This window comes from Arthrobacter sp. YA7-1, assembly GCF_025960325.1.
Classification (GTDB): domain Bacteria; phylum Actinomycetota; class Actinomycetes; order Actinomycetales; family Micrococcaceae; genus Arthrobacter; species Arthrobacter bambusae_A.
In genome coordinates, this window is sequence record NZ_CP110114.1 from 1,869,491 (window position 1) to 1,888,985 (window position 19,495).

General features: G+C 57.7%; 14 protein-coding genes. 10 read left to right on the plus strand and 4 right to left on the minus strand.

From position 1 onward, the window contains the following. Window positions 1–192 precede the first annotated feature (192 nt). From OIT41_RS08700 to OIT41_RS08720, 5 genes are all read left to right on the plus strand, one after another. Window positions 193–2,544 carry a hypothetical protein gene (locus OIT41_RS08700; RefSeq protein WP_264637806.1) on the plus strand — a complete coding sequence of 784 codons (2,352 nt, stop codon included), beginning with the start codon at window positions 193–195 and terminating at the stop codon, window positions 2,542–2,544. A 299-nt stretch (window positions 2,545–2,843) separates the two neighbouring features. Next, window positions 2,844–3,389 (plus strand): hypothetical protein, encoded by a 546-nt coding sequence (locus OIT41_RS08705; protein WP_264637807.1) that lies wholly within the window; start codon window positions 2,844–2,846, stop codon window positions 3,387–3,389. Beyond that, window positions 3,379–3,921, plus strand: a complete 543-nt coding sequence (locus OIT41_RS08710) for a DUF6036 family nucleotidyltransferase (RefSeq protein WP_264637808.1) — start codon at window positions 3,379–3,381, stop codon at window positions 3,919–3,921. The genes OIT41_RS08705 and OIT41_RS08710 overlap by 11 nt, the downstream gene beginning before the upstream one ends. A 629-nt stretch (window positions 3,922–4,550) precedes the next feature. Next, a complete protein-coding gene (locus OIT41_RS08715) occupies window positions 4,551–5,291 on the plus strand; it encodes a hypothetical protein (RefSeq protein WP_264637809.1) in 741 nt (246 codons plus the stop codon). 539 nt (window positions 5,292–5,830) lie between these two features. Then, window positions 5,831–6,328, plus strand: a complete 498-nt coding sequence (locus OIT41_RS08720; RefSeq protein WP_264637810.1) for a GIY-YIG nuclease family protein — start codon at window positions 5,831–5,833, stop codon at window positions 6,326–6,328. 227 nt (window positions 6,329–6,555) lie between these two features. Here OIT41_RS08720 and OIT41_RS08725 read toward each other — a convergent pair whose 3' ends face one another. Together OIT41_RS08725 and OIT41_RS08730 are read right to left on the minus strand one after the other, a co-directional pair. Then, a complete protein-coding gene (locus OIT41_RS08725) occupies window positions 6,556–8,673 on the minus strand; it encodes a restriction endonuclease (RefSeq protein WP_264637811.1) in 2,118 nt (705 codons plus the stop codon). Window positions 8,674–9,075: 402 nt separating this feature from the next. Next, entirely contained in the window at window positions 9,076–10,245 is a 1,170-nt protein-coding gene (locus OIT41_RS08730) for a hypothetical protein (RefSeq protein ID WP_264637812.1), read from the minus strand. Window positions 10,246–11,184: 939 nt separating this feature from the next. Between OIT41_RS08730 and OIT41_RS08735 the strand changes: the two genes are divergently transcribed. Beyond that, the gene (locus OIT41_RS08735; protein ID WP_264637813.1) at window positions 11,185–11,424 is read left to right on the plus strand and encodes a hypothetical protein; all 240 of its coding nucleotides are present in this window, start codon (window positions 11,185–11,187) and stop codon (window positions 11,422–11,424) included. Window positions 11,425–12,196: 772 nt separating this feature from the next. Continuing rightward, window positions 12,197–13,344 (plus strand): IS3 family transposase gene (locus tag OIT41_RS08740; protein ID WP_241711096.1). Its coding sequence is split into 2 segments (ribosomal slippage): window positions 12,197–12,470 and window positions 12,470–13,344, totalling 1,149 coding nucleotides; the frame shifts between segments, so codons are not numbered across the junction. A gap of 809 nt (window positions 13,345–14,153) precedes the next feature. Here OIT41_RS08740 and OIT41_RS08745 read toward each other — a convergent pair. Then, on the minus strand, window positions 14,154–14,894 hold the full coding sequence (locus tag OIT41_RS08745; protein WP_264637814.1) for a hypothetical protein: 741 nt from the start codon (window positions 14,892–14,894) through the stop codon (window positions 14,154–14,156). A gap of 434 nt (window positions 14,895–15,328) precedes the next feature. Further along, on the minus strand, window positions 15,329–16,207 hold the full coding sequence (locus OIT41_RS08750) for a S8 family peptidase (protein WP_264637815.1): 879 nt from the start codon (window positions 16,205–16,207) through the stop codon (window positions 15,329–15,331). An 868-nt stretch (window positions 16,208–17,075) separates the two neighbouring features. On the opposite strand from OIT41_RS08750, the gene OIT41_RS08755 reads away from it, so the two are divergent. The 3 genes from OIT41_RS08755 to OIT41_RS08765 are packed head-to-tail and all read left to right on the plus strand — an operon-like array spanning window position 17,076 to window position 18,895. Further along, entirely contained in the window at window positions 17,076–17,453 is a 378-nt protein-coding gene (locus OIT41_RS08755; protein ID WP_264637816.1) for a TIR domain-containing protein, read from the plus strand. Window positions 17,454–17,462: 9 nt separating this feature from the next. After that, window positions 17,463–18,422, plus strand: a complete 960-nt coding sequence (locus OIT41_RS08760; protein ID WP_264637946.1) for a caspase family protein — start codon at window positions 17,463–17,465, stop codon at window positions 18,420–18,422. Further along, the gene (locus OIT41_RS08765; protein ID WP_264637817.1) at window positions 18,419–18,895 is read left to right on the plus strand and encodes a hypothetical protein; all 477 of its coding nucleotides are present in this window, start codon (window positions 18,419–18,421) and stop codon (window positions 18,893–18,895) included. Before OIT41_RS08760 ends, OIT41_RS08765 begins: the two co-directional genes overlap by 4 nt. The last annotated feature ends 600 nt before the right edge of the window (window positions 18,896–19,495 follow it).

Genomic DNA, 19,495 nt, shown 5'->3' on the forward strand with positions numbered 1-19,495 from the left:
CTAGTTTTCGACCGTCACCATCACCGACACCCGGGCTGCCCGGTACTGGGCGAAGGCGGGCGCTGCGGCTGGGGTGCAAAACAAGTACGCCGTACTCGTGACGGCCTCCCTTCTCTGGCGGTGTACTGGATGTTCAGCAGGCCGGATTAGTGGGTCACGACGACATGATCAGAGGACCTTTAGGGAGCTCAAATGGAAGGATCGTCGTATGCGATCCAATGGGTGTCGGGAAGAGTAGTGCTGCCTGCCGTCGGCGAATCCTGGGGGTTCAGCAGGTGGGGTGATGATGCCGACAGGAAGATCGAACAATTCATTAGGCAGTCCGTCGGTCGACATGCTCGTGAGGATGCTTGCGTCACGGTCGAGGTTGCGCTGATCCATCGAGCGGATAATGAATACAACCCGAATGCGATTTCGGTTGCGATGCCCGCTCGGTTCGGCGCAGACCCCGACAGCAGGCATTTGGGGTACTTGTATGACGGCCAATTGCGGAATGTTGGGATGGGTCGCTTACCAGATCTCGCCGAAGTCGCTGGCGGGGAGATCATCTGCAAAGGCATGGCGTACGGCACGAACGGCCTCAATATTGATCTGCCGAAACCGGCCGAATTGGCCAGGGCTATCGACGAATTTCTCGGTCGCGAGGGTGCCCGGCAGCGGCACCACACACAACCCTCGGTAGAGACCGACAACGCTCTGTCGGCTTTGCAATCATTCGCACAACCGCAGGAGTCGGTTGAAGGCTTGGAGTTGACCACACGGTTTGGCGACATGGGGCGCAGCCTTGCGGTGACAGACGGTGGGTCGAGGCGGCTGTTGGGGCATGTCGATCGGGGATATTTGTTCCTTGTGGATGAACGCGACAGGGCAGTCATCACGCAGCGTCTTGCCGGGGCGAATGTGCCCGTTGCCAAACCGATTGCCAAGCCCGCGATCCCCCTTGCTGACGAGTGGCCAATCACGGAGGTCCCCAATATACAGATTGCGCCCCATGCTGAAGTGTTCAGTTTCCTCGCACGTGGCGTGATCGCGCAGTACAACCCGCGGACACGAAAGTTGTGGGTCGAAGACAGTCGCCTCGTCGGACCGGCCTTGTGCTTCGCAGCACGTTCCGGCCTCGAAATTTCGGAAGTAGGTCTACCCAGAAGACCATGGAAGTTGGACGACGAGTTCAAATTCGACGAGCTAAGGGACTACGGCCTTCGAAAACAAATGCAGCTGGACCGGGAAACCGCTGTGAAACCAGTAATCCGAGAGCTGAACAAATCAGTGCGGGTCGCGGGGCTAAAGGAGGTGTTGCCCAAAGAGGCCATCAGATCCGAAGCATTTCGAATCATGATGGGAATATTGACCGAGTCAGAGGCTTCGCTCCGTCTTCACGAAGCGCATGTAGAGCAGCGGCAGCGGTTGTTCGGTGCGCATAGGCTGATGAACACCTCAGACAGTTGCCGGCTGTGTCGTCGGCGCGGGGCGACATTTATCTCATCGGTCTGTCTGGAGCCACTCACATACTGCCATCAATGCCTTGATCTGGCTGGTGAGGGCGTGTTCGAGAATCGGGAACGCGCGGCCGGTTCGCTCAGAATGCTGGGGAAACTTGAGTTTGACGATGAGCCCATGCTGGAAGGCCAGTTGTCCACGCTGCACATTGACCCGAAAGTCCCCGTCTCACCACGCGTCGTCGACAAGCTTCTGCTGCTGAGGTTCGCGATCAGGCGCCGAAGATTCCCATGGACGTACCTTCTCGAGGAAGCGGGTCTCCCAAAGTCAGGTTTGCGCCTGAGTAGGGGCACGCTTATTCGCGCGCGTGACGGTCACCGGTGTCTGTCGCTCGGTGAAAAGGCTGTCTGCGATTTCCTCCATCAGTATGGGATCAGCCACGATCGCGAGCCCGCGTACCCAGCGGATGCCGATTTTAATCTTTCCGGTCGTCGAAGGGCTGATTGGAGGCTAGCCGACGGCACCTTCGTGGAGTTGTGGGGACTTCCGAACGATCCCGCCTACGCGGCGAAAATGCTTCAAAAACGGCAGATGGCCGCACGTCACGGCCTGACGCTCATTGAGCTCACCGACCGCGACTTTGAAAAACTCCACCTCATATTCGCACCTTGGCTCCATGCAACGATAACTGGAACGACTTCGTGGATATGGTCTCCCGTCCTGAAGGACGTGGTCACCGCTTCTAACGACACTGCAGGTATTCCTCGTCTCGAAAACGCCTTCAATGCTGCGGCCCGCCGGGACCGACTCGAGCGGTGCAATCGCGCGGTGGAATTACGAGCACTGGGGCTCAATAGGCGGGACATCGCGGAAAGGCTTGGAGTCAGCGTTGACCGCCTTAAAGTACTGCTCCGTGACGGCCGGTTTTATTCCAATCCAATGTCGGATCAGAAAAGGCTTCATCGGGCTGGTGCCGCCACCAGGGCCCGCAAGCGTGGACTGACGAAAGACGAGTTCCACGCGGACAGCGGCCTTACGAGTGCGAAGGCCAGCGAGGCGTGGAAGGACGCTGAAGTGGTTAGGCCTGCGGACAACGAATTCTAAGTCGGGATTTGGCAGGATTGCTGATTGTCTTGAGCGGCAGAAGCGGGGAAGTCCGCTGCATTTCCGAGAAGCACGAATGGCCGGAACAGGTAACTTGACGACGACGAACCTTGCCGGTCGGGACCCGGCCGACCGGCGTCCCGCGCTCCGGACCCAGGACGCGAAGTTCCCGGCGTCTGTGAGGAGTTCCAGAGACAGGAGGGGGCTGCCGGGCCAGCCTCAAGGGAGAAGACGGCCGAAGGCCGCAGCATGATCATCGCTGGCTTTTGAAGACACCTGTACCCGGGTAGGATACAAGCATGTCCACCGTGTTGACGGATGAGCTCATCCAGAAGGTGAAAGTTGCTGGCGAGGCGGGCAATAAGGCGCGTCGGGAAATGGTCGCGGCTTCGGATAGCCGCGCGGAAGCTGTCTTTTCGTTGTGGGTCGAGGGCATGACGGTTCGGGGGATCGCCAAGGCCACGGCAGTCAGTCCTTCGGTGAGTCAGCGCCTGTTGGAGAAGGCCCGAGCCAGCCGGCCGGCGTTTGAACGGCGGGAGGAACGGGTGTCCTATGAGCTCCACCGGGCCGTTGCCGAGAAGTTGCGTGTCGATCCTCAGACTGTTCTGGCTAAGGCTGGGGTGAATCTCGGCCGTCTGGAGACAAGGTCCCGGGGCTCCTTTGCCGAGGGATGGGTGAGCGAATGGTCGGCGTTGCTCGCTGGCCCGGTCGAGAACCTTATTGAGGTCATGCTCCGCCGGGACGAGCGGTCCATTGACCTGCGCCAGCTGACGCCATTCGCCGGAGTGCTGACGGATGAGGAGAGGCTTTTGGCCATTCACAAGGCGACACGGCATGGATCGTAGCCAGTTGGAGCACGCCATCCGGGCTGCGACGGAAATCATCCGGCATGACACCGTCGTGATTATCGGCAGCCAGGCGATTCTGGGATCGTTCACGGAGGACGAGTTGCCGCTCGAGGCGACGATGTCCGAGGAAGTCGACGTCGCTCCGATGGAGGACGATGATGCCCAGTCGTTGGCGACTGAGCTGGACGCGGCGATCGGTGAGATGTCGTTCTTCCATGAAACGCACGGGTTTTATGTCCAGGGCGTCGGCATGGACACGGCGGTGCTGCCCGAGGGCTGGACGGACAGGCTTGTGAGGGTCAATAACGCCAATACCAGGGGCCGGACCGGACTCTGCCTTGAACCGCACGATCTGTGTGCGGCCAAGCTCATCGCCGGCCGGGCCAAGGATCGCGTCTTCGTGAACGCCCTCCTTGAGCATGGGTTGGTCGACGTGGACACGATTGCCGTGCGGCTTGAAACCGTACGTGGTGACGACATTCGCCGGGACCGGGCCCTGGCATGGGTGCGGAGTTCCGCCGGCCGCTGATAATCCGGCAACCACGCCCTCCGAACCCCCGACGGCAGCCTGCGGCATAGCACCCCTCCGTTTCAGCTCCAACCCATTCGCCACGGCTCCGCGGTGACGTGACGTGAATGTCGCAAGCTCATGGGAGTTCCTGCATTTCGGCTCATGGGATGGATGAAGGGGGACCGCCGTGACCAGATTCGAGCCGACACATCTGTCACGAACGGATGCATCCAGGACGAGTTGGCCTGATGCCGTTGCAGCCGAAGATAGAGCGACTGCCGCTCCTCCTCAAACGGGGGGCGGCAGTCGCTCTGCGTTATTCAAATTCTGTCAGATAGGGGGTGTTGACAGTGTCAACAGATTTGGCTTCGGATCGGGTCGTACATCGGCCGGACTGGCTCGTACTCGCTATGTTTTCGGGAGTTCCCTGTGTTTCCGGGGCCTGGAAGCCGGTTCGAGTCCCACCTCGGGCACAGTGTTTCCGCAGGTCACAGGCATTTTGCCTTTCTACTGTTGACAAAGCTTGACATTTTCCACATCTGGGGTGGTTTGGACTTGCTGCTGAATCCCAAGCCCATAGGCAAGCTTTTGCTGGCACAGTCGACTGCATCCCGCGGGTCTCACCTCAGACTTGCTAGAGTCCGAGGGTGACGACTGACTTCACCGCCGAAGCGGAAAAGCTGACCGAGGTATGCCGTGGAATCTTCGGTGATGAGACCCAGTGGATCGCAGCCGATGGCTACCCCCACAGCCTGGCGCTCTGCATCATCGACTCGATCTTCTCCACAGGATCTCACTACAACAGCGTTATTAACGTCGTGAACGAGTACCGAGCCTATCGGCGAGCCGAGGGCGGCAATGCAGATTATGATGGGACAGCGGAGCTCCTAGCTACCTTTGCGGACGTCGGGGACAATGCGGCTACCTGGGCAGACAAGGTAGTCAATAACCGCAAGCCCGCACACACTAAAAAGAACGCTCCGCTAAAGGCCGAGGTCGTCCGCCAGGCAGCTGAGACTCTCAAGGAACTGGGCTACACCAGGCGGGAGCACCTGCACCGGGCATACGCACAAGACAAGGAACTTAAGGCGCTGAAGAACGCCTGGATACACCTGCCCAGTCAGCGGTCCGGAGTAACCTACAACTACCTGCTCATCCTGGCCGGTTTCCAGTCAGTGAAGCCTGATCGTATGGTGACCAGGTTTATCAAGGAACATGCGGAGCTGGGGGAGCGTGAACTGACCTCTTTTGAGGCTGCAGGCCTGATCAGGCAGGTCGCTGAGCTGTACCCTACCGAAGCCAGAAGGCTGGACCACGTTATCTGGCGGCATGTGTCGGGTCGGAATGTGTTCAAGGAGAAGGACGTGGAGGTTCCCGACTCGAAGTAGCGGACCTTAAGCAATCACGTTGCCAAACGAGTCACCCTCGTCGTGCTGGCCACGTGCTCACGTCTAAAGCTCTTTGTCCTTTTACTGTTGGAGCTTTGCAAGCTCCCGGATATAGGCGGGATTCCTGCGACCGACTTCTCCTCGTCCCGGCGCCCTTCGTTGAAGTAAGTGACCAGGTTCGCGTGGCCACAACCATAGCAAACGAGTGTAAGCACGGGCCTGGTGAATGCCCCGACGAGCCGCCAACTGCGCGCTCGGCGAAGTCGTGATAGCTGATGCAGGATCTGACGAAGGAATACTTGGCGGGTCACAGCGTGTTGATGAACGGTTCTCGCCATCCTCGCCGTCATCGTTGACCTGTCACGACTGGACAAGAGTTCCCGGACGAGACGGGCGCCGGGTTAGCGCCGCTGACGAGTGCGGGACGGGACCCATCTGACGAATACACCACAGAGCTGGCACAGTTACTGGGGCCATCAAGCCTCTTCACCCGCGAAGAAGTGCTCCAGCGATCCTCACCTGTACCCAAGGTATCCGGCGTGTACGCGTGGTACTTTGATGAAGTGCCACCGGGTGTAGACGTCCGCGACTGCCACGTCATCCCTGAAGGAGTGATGCTCTACGTCGGGATCGCGCCCAAAGAGCCGCCGCGCAATGGCGCGTCTCCGAACACCCAGACGCTTTGGAATCGGATCCGGTGCCACTACCGCGGCAATGCCTACGGTTCCACACTGCGGCTGACCTTGGGCTGCCATCTTGCAGACAAGTTAGACAACATCGCGCTTCGCAGAGTCGGCAGCGGTAATCGGCTGACCTTCACGCCCTATGGGGAACATCGGATCAGCGAGTGGATGAGCCGGCACGCCCGCGTGACGTGGGTCCAGGCGGATGCGCCCTGGCTGCTCGAAACAAGGGCGATTGAGCAGCTGAATTTGCCGCTCAACCTACAGGGCAACAGCCACCATCCCTACTACCCGACGCTCAAAGCCCTCCGTGCCAAGCACAAGGCAACAGCGCTTGCACTTCCTATCGCTTGAAGCCGGGCCCCTAATCCTCAGTAAGACAGGAAACAGCGGGGAGGAGCGAGCAACCCGGGAGGGGCGCCGTTAAGATCCCTGCCATAAGTGGCATCTGCCTTCACAGCAGAGACGCGAAATTTCGCCCAACGCAGCTCGCCACGATTCCTAGAATGCATCTCGGTGGGTGAGTTGAAGATCTCCCCACTCCCCTCGGCCGTATTCACCTCAGCCACCTTGCTGCAAGCTCAGACACTGGCATCATTGCCTCCACGTTCGATGGCATCAGCAAGTGCGCGGAGTCGACGGGTCGCGGCTGGTGCGTTACCCAGAGCGTAGGTAGCGAATCTCGGATCGTCGGCTGTTTCGATCAGTCGCAGGGCGTCAATTTGCAACTGGGACATTGTTTCGATCGCAACGATGATTTCTTCAGCACTAGGTGCTAATTCAGTCCTGCGGCCATCCCGAGACATATCTCGTGCAGAAAGCGCCTCTCCGGACTCGCGCTCCTCTTCAGCGAGTTTGGTTAGCACGAACGACACGATGTCCAATTCTCTCTGACGTGCCGCTAGCAGGTCATCAAGCTCGTAGAGACCGTTTGGTGCGAGGAACAGTTGCCCGATTTCGTATGGTCGAAGTCCAAAGGCAATTGAGGTTTCGGCTAGCTTCCCCAGTCGCTCAGCCTCAAGGAGTACCCACTCCTTCTGTGAGGCCATGTTCTTAATGGTGTCACCGCTGAACGCAGGACCGACGATTGCGACAAAACCAGCGTGATGTCGGTTTTTGTGAGTTTCAATTGCTACATCACTGATGTCAGTGTGTGCCACGTACCCCACTGATCGCGATTTTGCTTCGATAATCGCCGTTATCTGTGAACCTTCAGCATTCGCCCATTGAACGAGGACATCCGTGTCACTAGACCCGCTAATCACTCGAGCTTCGAATCCCATTGCCAGAAAGACGTCACGTACTGCATTCTCGAATGCCTTACCCGACGCCAGTCCCGCACTAACTGGTTCTCGTGAAAGTTTGTTCAGGTTTTCGCTCAGAGCAACTGACCGAACTTCGTTCAATTCGTTATCGTGCTCGGCCTCCCTGCTGACTTTGACCTGAGCGGTCGGAATTTCTGCGAGAGGTAGCTCGGTCAGGAATGCGAGGCCTCGTGGCGTTGCTCTGAGGCTCCCGTACCGCGGCTCTTCGAGCAGCCCGGTATTCAGCAGAAAACTGGCAATCCATCGGCACTTGTCTACGTTGAGGCCGAACAAGGACGCCTCGGCATACATCTCATTCCGGGCGACATCGTTCTCAACTACGCGAATCATCTCACCGACGAACCGCATGTTCGCGTGCAGGATCCGTATGAAGTTGAGGTCGTCTCCTGACTCAATCCAAGCTCTTGCCGCAGGAGTCGCCTCAAAGACTCCCCGACCGACCTCCACCAGAATTCCTGATGCCCGCAGGAACGGCAGCATTGAATCCACGCTGCTTCTTTTGAGGCTGTAGGTTCGGCAGATAAAGGAGAACAACTCTTCCCGCCCGATCCTGTGTAGTGCGGCGTTGATGATGGTTCTAAGATTCTCGACCTTGTTGGGACTCGACGGGGGGCTCGGAACCCATATGTTGTAGGTGCTGCGGGAATCATGTGTGCGTGCGGATGTGGAGAATTCTCCAAGCAGGGCCGCGATCTCTGCTGGGGGCTCTGCGATATCGACAACTTGCTCAGAGGCTGCGTCAAAAATTGCCGGTGTCACGATTAGGCGGTCCTGGAGTAACTCGCGTCCCGAAGTAGTTACGTGCCACCGCCGTTCGCCTACTGGTTCGATAAGGCCAAGCACCCCTTGCCAATCCATGCGGCTGCGAGTGCCACCGTTGCTTTCCCACGAGGTTCTATAAAGGTCCCGGATCCGCTCGTCTACTTCGTCGACGGTAAGCGGTTCTTGGGCGATTACTGCTAGTACCTCAGCGAACAGCCGGATGCGATCAGCAAAGATAATCGCTAGGCGTTGGGTCGTTGGATCGGAGCGGAGCTCCACGCCTGCGGGGGCGAGGTGAAGGCCGGCTACGGTGTTCTCCACGAGTCTTAGACCTCGTAAGAAGGTGTAGTACTGCCGCCATGTCGCGATATCCGGTTTGGGTGACGCGCCTCCTTGGCGCGCCTGTAGGTCTTCCACCCTGAATGAGAGCTTAGGTTTTGCGTCCAAGTCATGGGCGTGTCCCTCGTCGACCTGTTTTAGTAAGTCGAAAACGAGCGGGACCCGTGCAGCTTTTCCGCCAAGGAGGCTTGGAATCGAACCGGCTTGGCCCCTCCAAAGCGCTTTTTGCTCCGCAAATCCATGAGTTGTCATTGAAAGACTATCTGTGGTCATTGAAGAACTATAAGAGATCGTCAATTGAGTTTGTGCAGCGATTGGGAGCGGGGAAATGTGCAGGTGGCGCCGAAAGGATAAGGACAAGGCGCGGAGGCTCCGTCACCACATCGAGCCGGGCTATCAAGTGCCAGCACGCGTTGCAGGAACGGCCGGCAGTTCACCGGCCGTTCCTCGTTCCATGACTTACGGGCAGTACTGACACCCGCATTGCTGGCGGGCACAGACTAGGCAGCATCCCGAACATACTCGCGTCCAGCTTCCCGTCACCGGCCCGGAGACTTGCCGCTTCGCCCTCGCCGCGACACCGATAGTGGAGAGTATGCCACCGTATGTTGGTTGATAGTTACGTCCAGTTCTGCAGTTGAAGCACGGCCTTTTCCCGGGGCGCCGGGCCTACGCTTATGGAGTTGGATACAAGTGACTGAGCACAGCGGCGTCACTGCGGGCAGCCTTCACAGCCTTGATCGTCCAACCTAGATATGCAGCGGCATCAGCTAACTTGGGGAGCTGATGAGTTTCCGCCACTTGGTTCGCACGTCGCTGACGTCCTAAGTCTGAACTGGGGTCCTGGAAGAACTTCGCATCCTTCAGCAGACCCTTGATGGTTTCAAAGCTGCAGTCGAATGCTTGGGCGATTTCTCTTCTCGTGAATCCATCCTTTTGGAGGGCCAACGCCTGAGTTGCTCGATCAAGGCGTTCGTTCCGGCTTGCGACATTCGCGTTCGAGGCCGCGAGGCCTGCACGTTGGAGTGTGGAACGTACCTTGGTCTCTGAGCAGTTTAGTCTGGCGGCTATTGCAGCCCTACTAACTCCTTCGCGGGCCAATTGACGTATGGATTCGTCAAGCGCCTCCCGGGCTTCCAGCTTCGCCGCCCGTTCCTGGCGCTTAACCTCACGGAGGACCTCGCGTGCAGCTTCGCGTACCCGCCGCTCTTCCTCTTTCCGTTCCATGTCCAGATCGATGAGCCGGAGACGTAGAGCGACGGGAATCTGGTTTCCCCCGCGCTTGGACCAAACGAGATGCGGCGCAGAGGACCTCTTGGACCGGATAAGCCGCGCATCTTGATCGGACAAGTTCTGGGAGGTTGCCATGGCGCGTTCGCGGACTTCACCGGTCAAGAGGGCCAGCAATGCGTCGCACTCGGCGGGTACGCCCGAGTCGACTTGAAACGCCTCTCGTTCGGGCCACCAGGGCAGGAATACAGTTGCCAGCTTTACGCTATCTTCGGGTCGAACGCGCACCTCGCCCGAGGCATACACTGCCCGGCCTCGCCTGTTGTGCCCCGCGACGAACTCATGCATTTCGTCGGCGAAATCCGACGCTAGGTATCCGATACGTTGGCCGCTTACGTGAAATGCGACAGCCCAAGGGTCATGTGGGTTGCCCGGCTCGGGAACCAGTTCGACGTCCAGGCTCTGCCCGGTAGTGAATTCAACAAGTGCCGGCTGATGATAGATGGCACCACGAACATAATGGTTGTCGTAGTTAAAGTTCTCAACTCGCAACCAGTACTTACCCTCCGGCCGGGAATACTCGCCCGGAGGAGGTGTGTAAACGCCGCTTGTCATCCTGACCTTTCATCTGACGTGAGCAAGTCGAGAATACTGCCTTGGACAGCAAATGCTATTACCGACCGCACCCCGCCGACTTAAAGGGAAAAGGGGGACTGCCCATCCCGGTCTCCCTGAGCCTGGTTTCGGAGCGGGAGGTCCAAAGGTTGATACCCCTTCGCGGGCGGCTGGCAATTCCTGACTCTGGCGTCAAAACGGTGTTGCCGGTGTAGAGGCGGGAGCATGAGTCGTTAGTCAATCTCTTGAGCAGTAGCCCTCGGACAGTCATTTGTCCTGTCCCGTTTTCTAATGAACAAACCAGCGGCAGCCAACGTGTATTTGGCCGGGATCGCTGAAAGCGGGGGAGCCGCCCAAGTCCGAGCAGGGGAACATGGCGGATCACCCTTTCCACCTCTAATCTTCGGCGAGGCGAACTGTAATTATGTCTAGGCACGACGCAGCGTTGAGCTGCGCGGCAATCTCCAGGGAAAGTCCGCGCAAGGCATCCGGGGCGGTGGCGGGGAGGGGCGAAGCCCAGAGCGGTAGCGCCTTTTGGTCGTCGTAGTGCGTCTGGTCGCGAACGTGTAGAGAAGCTTTCGGGTCAGGCCTTCGCCAACAACAGCTAATGCAAAGACGGGGCGCTGCCGGACGCGGTGGTCATAGCGCTCCCTTGATTACGTTTAATTTAGGAAAGATTTAGCCACGGCTTATTTCATTGCAGCAGGAGTAAAGGGTCCACCAGCAGGCGCATTAGGTGGTGTTATTCTGGCCTTAGGGCATCATTAGTTTGGCTTATATGGGGGAGTTTTGAAAGAGCTTTATGTTGTCGCGGTGTTGGCACTTGCACTTTCTGGTTGTAGCGATGGCCCTCAAACAGTTGGCGGATTGGGAGGGGCAAGTGGGGCGGGGACGCCGGAGGCAAGTCCGACAACAACGCCTACGCCTACACCCACTGTCATGAGCAAAGATGAGGCGGCCAAGGCCTACTTGTCTGCTGTTTGTGCCAGTAATGCGCAAGCGGATAAAACGACGACCGTTATACAAACCAAACCTCTTGATCTGCAAGCTGCCAAGGCGGAAGCGGGTGCATTGCGGGATGCGTGCCGCTCCGCTATCGAGAATCTCACTGTGGAAAAAGTGATGTGGCCTGAGGCTGTTAAGTCCGACATTGCCGCATTAGCGGACGGAATGTACTAGGACGTCAGCGGGGCACAAAATGTTGCCAACCAAACAACGGAAGGTAATCTCATTGCTGCCTGGAACGGCTGGATAACTCCGCCTGAGCGCGCTGCGATTGCGCAGAAGATTCGGTTGAAGCTGGGGCTCTCCCCGGATACGACTACCTCTTGCGCCAAATAAAAGCTGTGGGACCGTGCCCGCCTCTGGTGACGCGCTGAGCCGGATTCTCGGCTGTTAGGAGAAGACGTTAGAGCTGGGGAGAAACTACCTGTTGACAGCGTCAACGCCCTTCGGCTCTGACTGTGTCGAACGGACCCCGTACCGCTTGGTACTCCGTATGTTTTGCTGACTTACTAGTGTTTGCAGGGGCTGGAGTCCGGTTCGAGTCCCACCTCGGGCACAGTGTTTCCGCAGGTCAGAGGCCGCGTTCCACTCTGAGTGTTGACAAATCTTGACAAATCTCCGATCCACGTTCCGCCGCACTGTCAGGGGAGATTGAAGCCTAATCCGCGGTTGTCATCGCCGAAAGATGCCGCTGGCCGGATGTCATCGCTCTTTTCTAGCAGGCGGGTCATTCTGCTTGATTCGCCACTAACAAATCAGGGGTACCCAATCTCTCCAGCAGAGGTGTCGTGTCGTTGACCGCCCCGCGGCCTCAGCGGATACTCCCCGGTATGGACACCCAGCGAAGTGTGTCAGCCGAAAGTGCCTGGTTGGGTCCCCGGGTAGGAGTCCAGTGTTTGTGTGAGTTTCGTGTCCGAGAATGGACGCAGGAGGAATTTCACGAATCATGGCACGCAGACACACCCCCGAGCAGGTCATCGCGAAGGTCCGGCAGGGCCAGAAGATGCTCAATGACGGACGCCCGATGGTCGAGGTCATCAAGGAGCTCCAGGTCACCGAGGCGACCTGGTACCGGTGGCTGAAGGAGTACGGTTCCGAGAAGAACGCCGAGGCCTCCAGGCGGACCAGAGAGCTGGAGAAGGAGAACGCCCGGCTCAAGCGGTTGCTGGCGGAGAAGGAACTGGCCATCGACATTCTCAATGAGGTGGCGAAGGGAAAATTCTGAGCCCCGAACCGCGCCGCCGTGCCGTGCGCATGGCGGTGGAGAAGTTCGGGGCGTCCGAACGCTTCGCCTGCGCGCTTCTGGGCCAGAACCGGTCCGCGTTCCGCAAGAAGAAACCCGACATGGGATTCGAGGAGGCGCAGCTGCGTGCGGACCTGAGGGCCGTGGCCGTGAAGCATCCCGCGTGGGGCTGGCGGAAGGCCCGCTGGCATCTGCTGGCCCAGCCGGCATGGGCTGGTGTGGCACTGAACAAGAAGCGGGTGCGCCGGCTCTGGCGTGACGAAGGGCTCACGTGCAAACCCAGGGCGAGGAAGAAGAGGCGCACCGGCCCCGGCGCCGGGGAACAGAAGCGTCTCACGGCCCAGTACCCGATGCACGTGGTCAGCTTCGATTTCCAGTCCGACGTGACCTCCTGCGGCCGACACATCCGGTTCTTCAATGTCATCGACGAATACACGCGCACGGCGCTGGCAGTCATTCCGCGCCGGTCCTTCAAGGCCGCCGACGTCATCGCGGTGCTGGAGGACATCATCGCCGAAACCGGCACCGCCCCGACGTACGTCCGCTGCGACAACGGGCCGGAATTCACCGCCGCAGCGCTGGTCGGCTGGTGCAACACCGCCGGGGTCGATACCGCGTTCATCGACCCCGGATCACCGTGGCAGAACGGCTTTATCGAGTCGTTCAACGCCCAGTTCAGAAGGGAACAACTCACCGGAGAAATCATGGACACCATGGCCGAGGCAAGGTATTTGGCCGAGGAATGGAAAGCTATCTACAATCATGAACGGCCCCACGGATCCCTGGATGGCATGACGCCGAATCGGTACTGGGAGAACTGGACGCAAGAAAACCAATTAGCTATCGCATAGACGCTGGACTGCTAACGGGGACCCAACCATGCCAGCGGCCACGGGATCACCTGCTCAAACTTTTGGAAACGACCGGATATGATTTTCCCGTTGCTCGTGGGAGGGGCCTGTCAATTTGGGGCGTTACGGCCGCACAGCCTCCCGAGGATCCGGTCGCACAATGCCATAAGTAGCATCCTGATGCGTAGGGGACACCGGTCCGTGTTGGAGAGAACAGGAATCCCTCGAACTTTTTGGTGGAGGGCTGCCGACAACTCGGACTTGCAGGCGTGGGGGACGACGCGCTGTGGAAAGCTGACCTCAGCATTTACGGGCTGGCGGGTAGCTCCCTGGCGAATGCATTCACCCGCGTAGAGGTGTACGACACCCAATGCCCGGCCCTTGGAATCACCTACAAGTTTGACAATATGGGAACGGTAGAGCGGTACCGGGTCGTTGTTCAGAACCAACAAACAGTGTCAGGGAACCTGGAGGACCCGAAGAGCATCTATAGCCTCGGAAACATTCCCAGGTAAGTGCGGGACATGTCCGGAGTCCGGTTGCTTGTTCTGAACAACGACAGAAACGAGCTGGAGTCTGTCAGTTGCGAGGATTTTACGGTAGCAGTGAAGTGGCCGCCGACGGGGTAAGAAAGCCGGTATTTTGGCGTGATGTATCGCCTAAGCCTAGAATCAGCTAGGCGCCGACCAGGGCGAACACGGGTTCAGGAACCTTCATTCCCCTCCTGCGCCCCTGCCCGCCAATACGAATTAACGACCCGCATCCTCTACTTACGTCGGTCCACAGAGGCCCAGCGCCGACAACGGCATTCAAAGCTCCGTAATGTGGTCTGCCTCCCAGTCTTCGAACCAGTGCGGAGTAAAGAAGTTCTTTGGACCTCTGACCTCAGCGTCGTTCGACGAGGAAAGCAGTGGTAAATCCAGAGCAGCCAGCTTCTCCTCTTGATGAGGCAGAGTTCCACCACCTCCTGTGTGTATGCACACCCCCATACTCTCATCAGGCCAAAGTCCAAACACCTCGTGGGTGCGATATTTCTCTTTTATAAATTCGACCAGCTTGTCGGAATTCATGATGCTTGACTGGTCGTCATGTGCATAAAGAACAGGAACGACCTCTCCACTCTGGAGTTCCCAACTCGATAATCCGAATACAGCATCGGGACGGCCTGCCGGAAACGGAAGCGGACGGTAATCCTTAAGTTTCGGCCACGATTGCCGGAACAGCCTGAGATTTTCTTTGGCTTTCTCACTTTGTTCATTGATCCATGCGCAGTAATTAGCGATCTGAATTTGCGGCGCAGAATCGATGTAGTTGGACTGTTCGATACACTCCCGAATTTCAGTCAAGACAGACGGGTCGTGTGAATATCGCCATCCAATCCACCTGAACTCCTGAGGAATATCTTCCCAAACGATTTCTGGCGAGAGTAACGCAAATACGCGGCCCCTTGAGCCCATCGAGGCGCCTAACTCGGTTATACAATTCCGACTTTCGAAGTAGCCTTTATCCGCCATCAGGATAGTTACTGGAGCGTCGAGCAGGGCTGCCATGACTCTGGCATACATCATCGAGCCACCCGGAACTCGGGTCCCATGGAATGTCGTGAAAATATGCCACGGAGAGACCCCGCATTGCCGTACGAGAAAGTGCCCTACAAAATCCTTCACTACAACTTCAGTTGCTGCAGTTGCGCGATGAGATATAAATATTCCCGCCATAAATCTTTCTGAACTCCAGAGTTAGATAGCAGCCAAGACACCCTACTAGGGGCGGGTCGCATTATTCGAAACAATAAATGTCAAGGTAAGGGATATGATCGCGTCGTGCGTACAGAACGTGTGTCGCGGCTTGTCGTTCGGTATTACTGCCGGACCCTCATTACTCCTGTACCAAAGTCCGGTTGACTGTAAAGTCGTCCGGTTCCACCGACCCAAGCCCAGTGCAGGCATGACCGTAAGACGCAGTCTTGGGAGAAGACAGTTCCCTAGCTCGTACTTGTGGGTGCCCGTACCAATCCAGCACCGACATCGGCGGGGGCTGTTCCTTGTGCAATTGGACTCAATGTTCCGGAACCGATGAGTTTTGCTTGCAGGAGCACTGGGTTCAACTGACTCTGCCCAAGGAGTCGCTCCGTCCAAAGCGCGGCTACGCCGGCGACATGCGGAGTGGCCATGCTGGTTCCGCTAATCGTATTGGTGCCGCCGTCGAGCCACGCACTGAAAACCCCGACTCCCGGTCCGGCCACTGTCGCTAGGGAATTGGAGAACGGGGCAACAGTGAGTCCGCTGTCACCGTTGGCCAAAGCTGCCACAGACGTTATGCCAAACGAGGCTGCTGGCGGAGCAACATTGATCTCATAGGAGGGGAGGCCAGTGCGTCGGCTTTCGTTGCCGGCCGCGGCCACAACTATTGTGGTTTGAGCGACTGCGGCCCGAGCATTTAGCAAGTTGGTCAGCTGTTCGAACAGCCGGATATTTGCCCGGTATCCTTCCAGTGCGATCGAGGTGGCGGCCGGGATGGACAAGCCGCTGCCCTTGACCAATGTGTCCACCCATCCAGGGAAGTCCATACCGAGCGACATCGAGATGACGTTGGCGCCTTGGTTAGCGGCCCACCACATTGCAGCGGCCAGGGTGTCACTGCTGCCCCCATGAGGTCCTCCGAGGACTTTTCCGATCAGAGCTTTCTTGACGCCACGCGCTACGCCGATTCTCTGACCGTCGAGGTCGCGGCCAAAAATTGTTCCGGCGCAGTGTGTGCCATGGCCATTGTCATCTTCCGCGCTGCCGGCGCCTGTGAAGTCCTTAGTGGTGAGCTGAACGCCGGCAAAAGCCGGATGGTCGGCATCAATGCCGGTGTCCAAGACAGCGACTACAGCTCCCGCTCCGGTGTATGGCGACTTTTCTGCCCCAACAGCTTTCACACCCCACGTCACCTCAGCAGGAGCTGCAGGCTCACACGCGAGGGGTTCGATAAGTTTCATAGGCATTGCAGGCGCGTAGGACAACACCGTGGGATCGTTTTGGAGAGCATTGGTGACGGACGTGGATATTTTGTCGTCCGTTTCTATTCTCATTCCCGCAGCCATTTCTGCGACGGCCTCAGCGTTGGTTCCGCTGCTCCGGGCTCGGGAGCCTGCAAAGGTTCCGCTGCGGACGCGAGGGGACGGCGCGCGGAGAATTACAATTGTTTGATTGAGTGCTTCCGGCATATCGTTCTCCTGTTTGGGCTGTAGAGCAGCTTGGCATTCTGTCACTTCTGTTGTATCGAAACATGGTGCATTGCTAACAACACTAGTTCCTCGCTTGTTATCGAGAAGCTACAGCCGCTTGGATGGCGGTCTCTGGCGAGGATGCTGCTGACGAGATGGCGGACCAGCGGTTGGCCTCGACAATCAAGGAGTTTGACGGGTAGCTAGAATTTCAGTTTTGGCAGTTTGCTAACTGGCCATAATGCTGGACGGGCGGGATGCTCCACGTGTCCGTTAGCTAAAGCGCCCCATCCATGGCGCATCAGTTTATTCCTGCCCCTTTGCGCTGGGGCTTGCGGTGGCCCTGCCAGCAGTTCAGGCTGTGCTCACGCAGTGGGCATCGGCAGCGGTCTCAAATCGGGCCGCGGTTTGGATTTCGGCAGGGATCGATCCGACACTGACCGTTTCAGCCGGAATATGCATTGCTGGCGATTAGGCTTGTGTCAACAGTTGTTAACCGGTGCTACAGAAGGGTGTGCACATGGCCACCAAAGTTGTTTTCATCGCTTTCGCCAAAGAAGACGAACCCACTCGCAACCTCTTCACCGGTCAGCGAGTGAATCCCGCGACTCCGTTTGAGTTCACGGACATGTCCGTGAAGGAGCCTTACTCGTCGGAGTGGAAAGAGAAAGTCCGAACCCGAATCCGGCGCTCCCACGGTGTCATCGTTCTTATCAGCCGCAATACTCCAGCGGCTGATGGACAGCTGTGGGAAATTACATGTGCTGTTGAAGAGGGCGTGCCGCTCCTTGGAATATGGATCGAGGACAACTACCGGATTAAGCCCAAGGAGATGGGATTGTCTCCTTGTAAGGCATGGACTTGGGCCAATATCGCTGACTTCATCGACGGACTCTAGGGCTTGGAGATGAAGAGGGCTCTACTTCTCGGCATCGATCACTACAATAGCTTCGATGCCCTCGGAGGATGTGCGAACGACGCTGAGGCGCTCGAACCGCTGCTTGCACGCAACGAGGACAATTCCCCGAACTTTGCATGCCGGACCCTCACTGCCCGTGACAGTAGTAGCCCCATTAGCCGGGACGCTCTCCTGGAACATGTCCATGAACTCCTCGGTCCAGGCGGAACTTTTGCCCTTTTTTACTTCGCAGGTCACGGAGCGCCGATGAACGGAGATGTCGCGCTGGTGACGTCGAATGGAACGCAAACCACGCCGGGCGTTATGTTCTCCGAGATTCTCAGTGTCATAAATGCCAGCACTGTCAACGAGGTCGTGATTATCCTCGATTGCTGCTTCTCTGGTGGGGCCACCACAATTGGAGCGCTCGGTAACCAATTGGCTAATCTCAAGAATGGTTTATCCGTTCTTACCGCGAGCCGAAGCGACCAGGTTTCCATGGAAACTGCTCACGGCCGGGGCCAGTTCTCCACCTATCTTGAAGGCGCCCTGGATGCCGGCGCCGCCGACGTCCTCGGGCACGTCACCGTTGCTGGCCTGTATGCCTACCTATCGGAGTCCTTTGGAGCTTGGGAACAACGCCCAACATTTAAGGCAAACATTGATCGACTACAAGACATCCGTAAGTGTGACCCGCGTGTTCCCCTTGAAACCCTGCGTAAGCTCACAGACTGGTTTCCCACTTTTGACTATGACTTCCCGCTGGACCCGTCTTTCGAGCCGACCGAGGAAGGCAGCAATCCTGCTAACGAAGCGATTTTCTCCGGGCTTCAAAAGTTCAGGGCTTGTCGGCTCATTGAACCCATCGATGAGGACCACCTTTACTTCGCAGCCATGCGCTCGAAAGGGTGTAGGCTCACCCCGCTCGGAAAACACTACTGGCGTCAGGTGAAGGCGGGACTCATATGACCATCATCGGAGTCACGGGCCACCAATCTATCCCGGAAGTTGCACGCCAATACATCACCGACAGCTTGCAGCAGATCCTGTCGCAGCAGCCGGCACCTCTGATTGGCGTGAGCAGTCTCGCGGCGGGCGCTGACCAACTTTTCGCCTATGCAATACTTACAGCGGGTGGTGATCTCCATGCTGTCATTCCCTCTAAACATTACGAAGAAACTTTGTCGGAAGTGGACCGCGCCAGCTACTTCAATCTTAGAAATCGGGCTACTGAAATCAGAATATTGGATTACGAGGCGCCCTCGGAAGAAGCATTTGATGCGGCTGGCCGAACTATCACGGAACTGTGCGACATCATGATTGCTATATGGGACGGTGAGGCTGCGAGAGGTCAGGGCGGCACGGGAGACGCTGTCGAACACGCTCGTAGAAACGGCAAACCCGTTCACATCATCTGGCCTGCAGGTGTCACTCGCGACTAGGCGAAAACTCAAAGCGGATAAGCCCAGGAGATCAACAAAAGCCGAAGCAGTCCATTTCGGCCTTTTGTCCCTTATTGTTGTCCCATGCCAGCAACCAAGAAGGTTGGGGTAGAACCGCCACGATCCGGTTCCGAGCGGATGGGGCGTCTATCCACGTGGACTTGGCGTGTACTAACGCTGGTGTTTTTAGTCCTGTCTGTCTCGGGCATCCTCACGAGCCAGAGCTGGGGTGGCGGAACGACGGCTCCACAAGGTCCTCCTTTCGTAGTTCCAAAAGTGGCCTCTCAGCTCTTGAACACTGATGAGATCACCAGGGAGTTGCACCGCCAATTTCTGATGCTTGAAGAAGGGCCCCCCGACCTCCCGCTCTTTCAGACCGAGGCCCCGTTGGGCGCTGACTTGCGCCAATTGCAGTTTGAGGGGGGATGGGAACGTAATTGGACGACACCGGATAGTCAGGAGACCGTGTCAGAGCACGCCCTGCAATACCGGACCAGTTCCGCAGCACATGAGTCCACACCGAGGTGTCGCCCGGAACAGCCTTGGGAAACGTCAGTTGAAACAAGGTCCGCAGGTACGGTTTGGGAGGCCACGTACGCC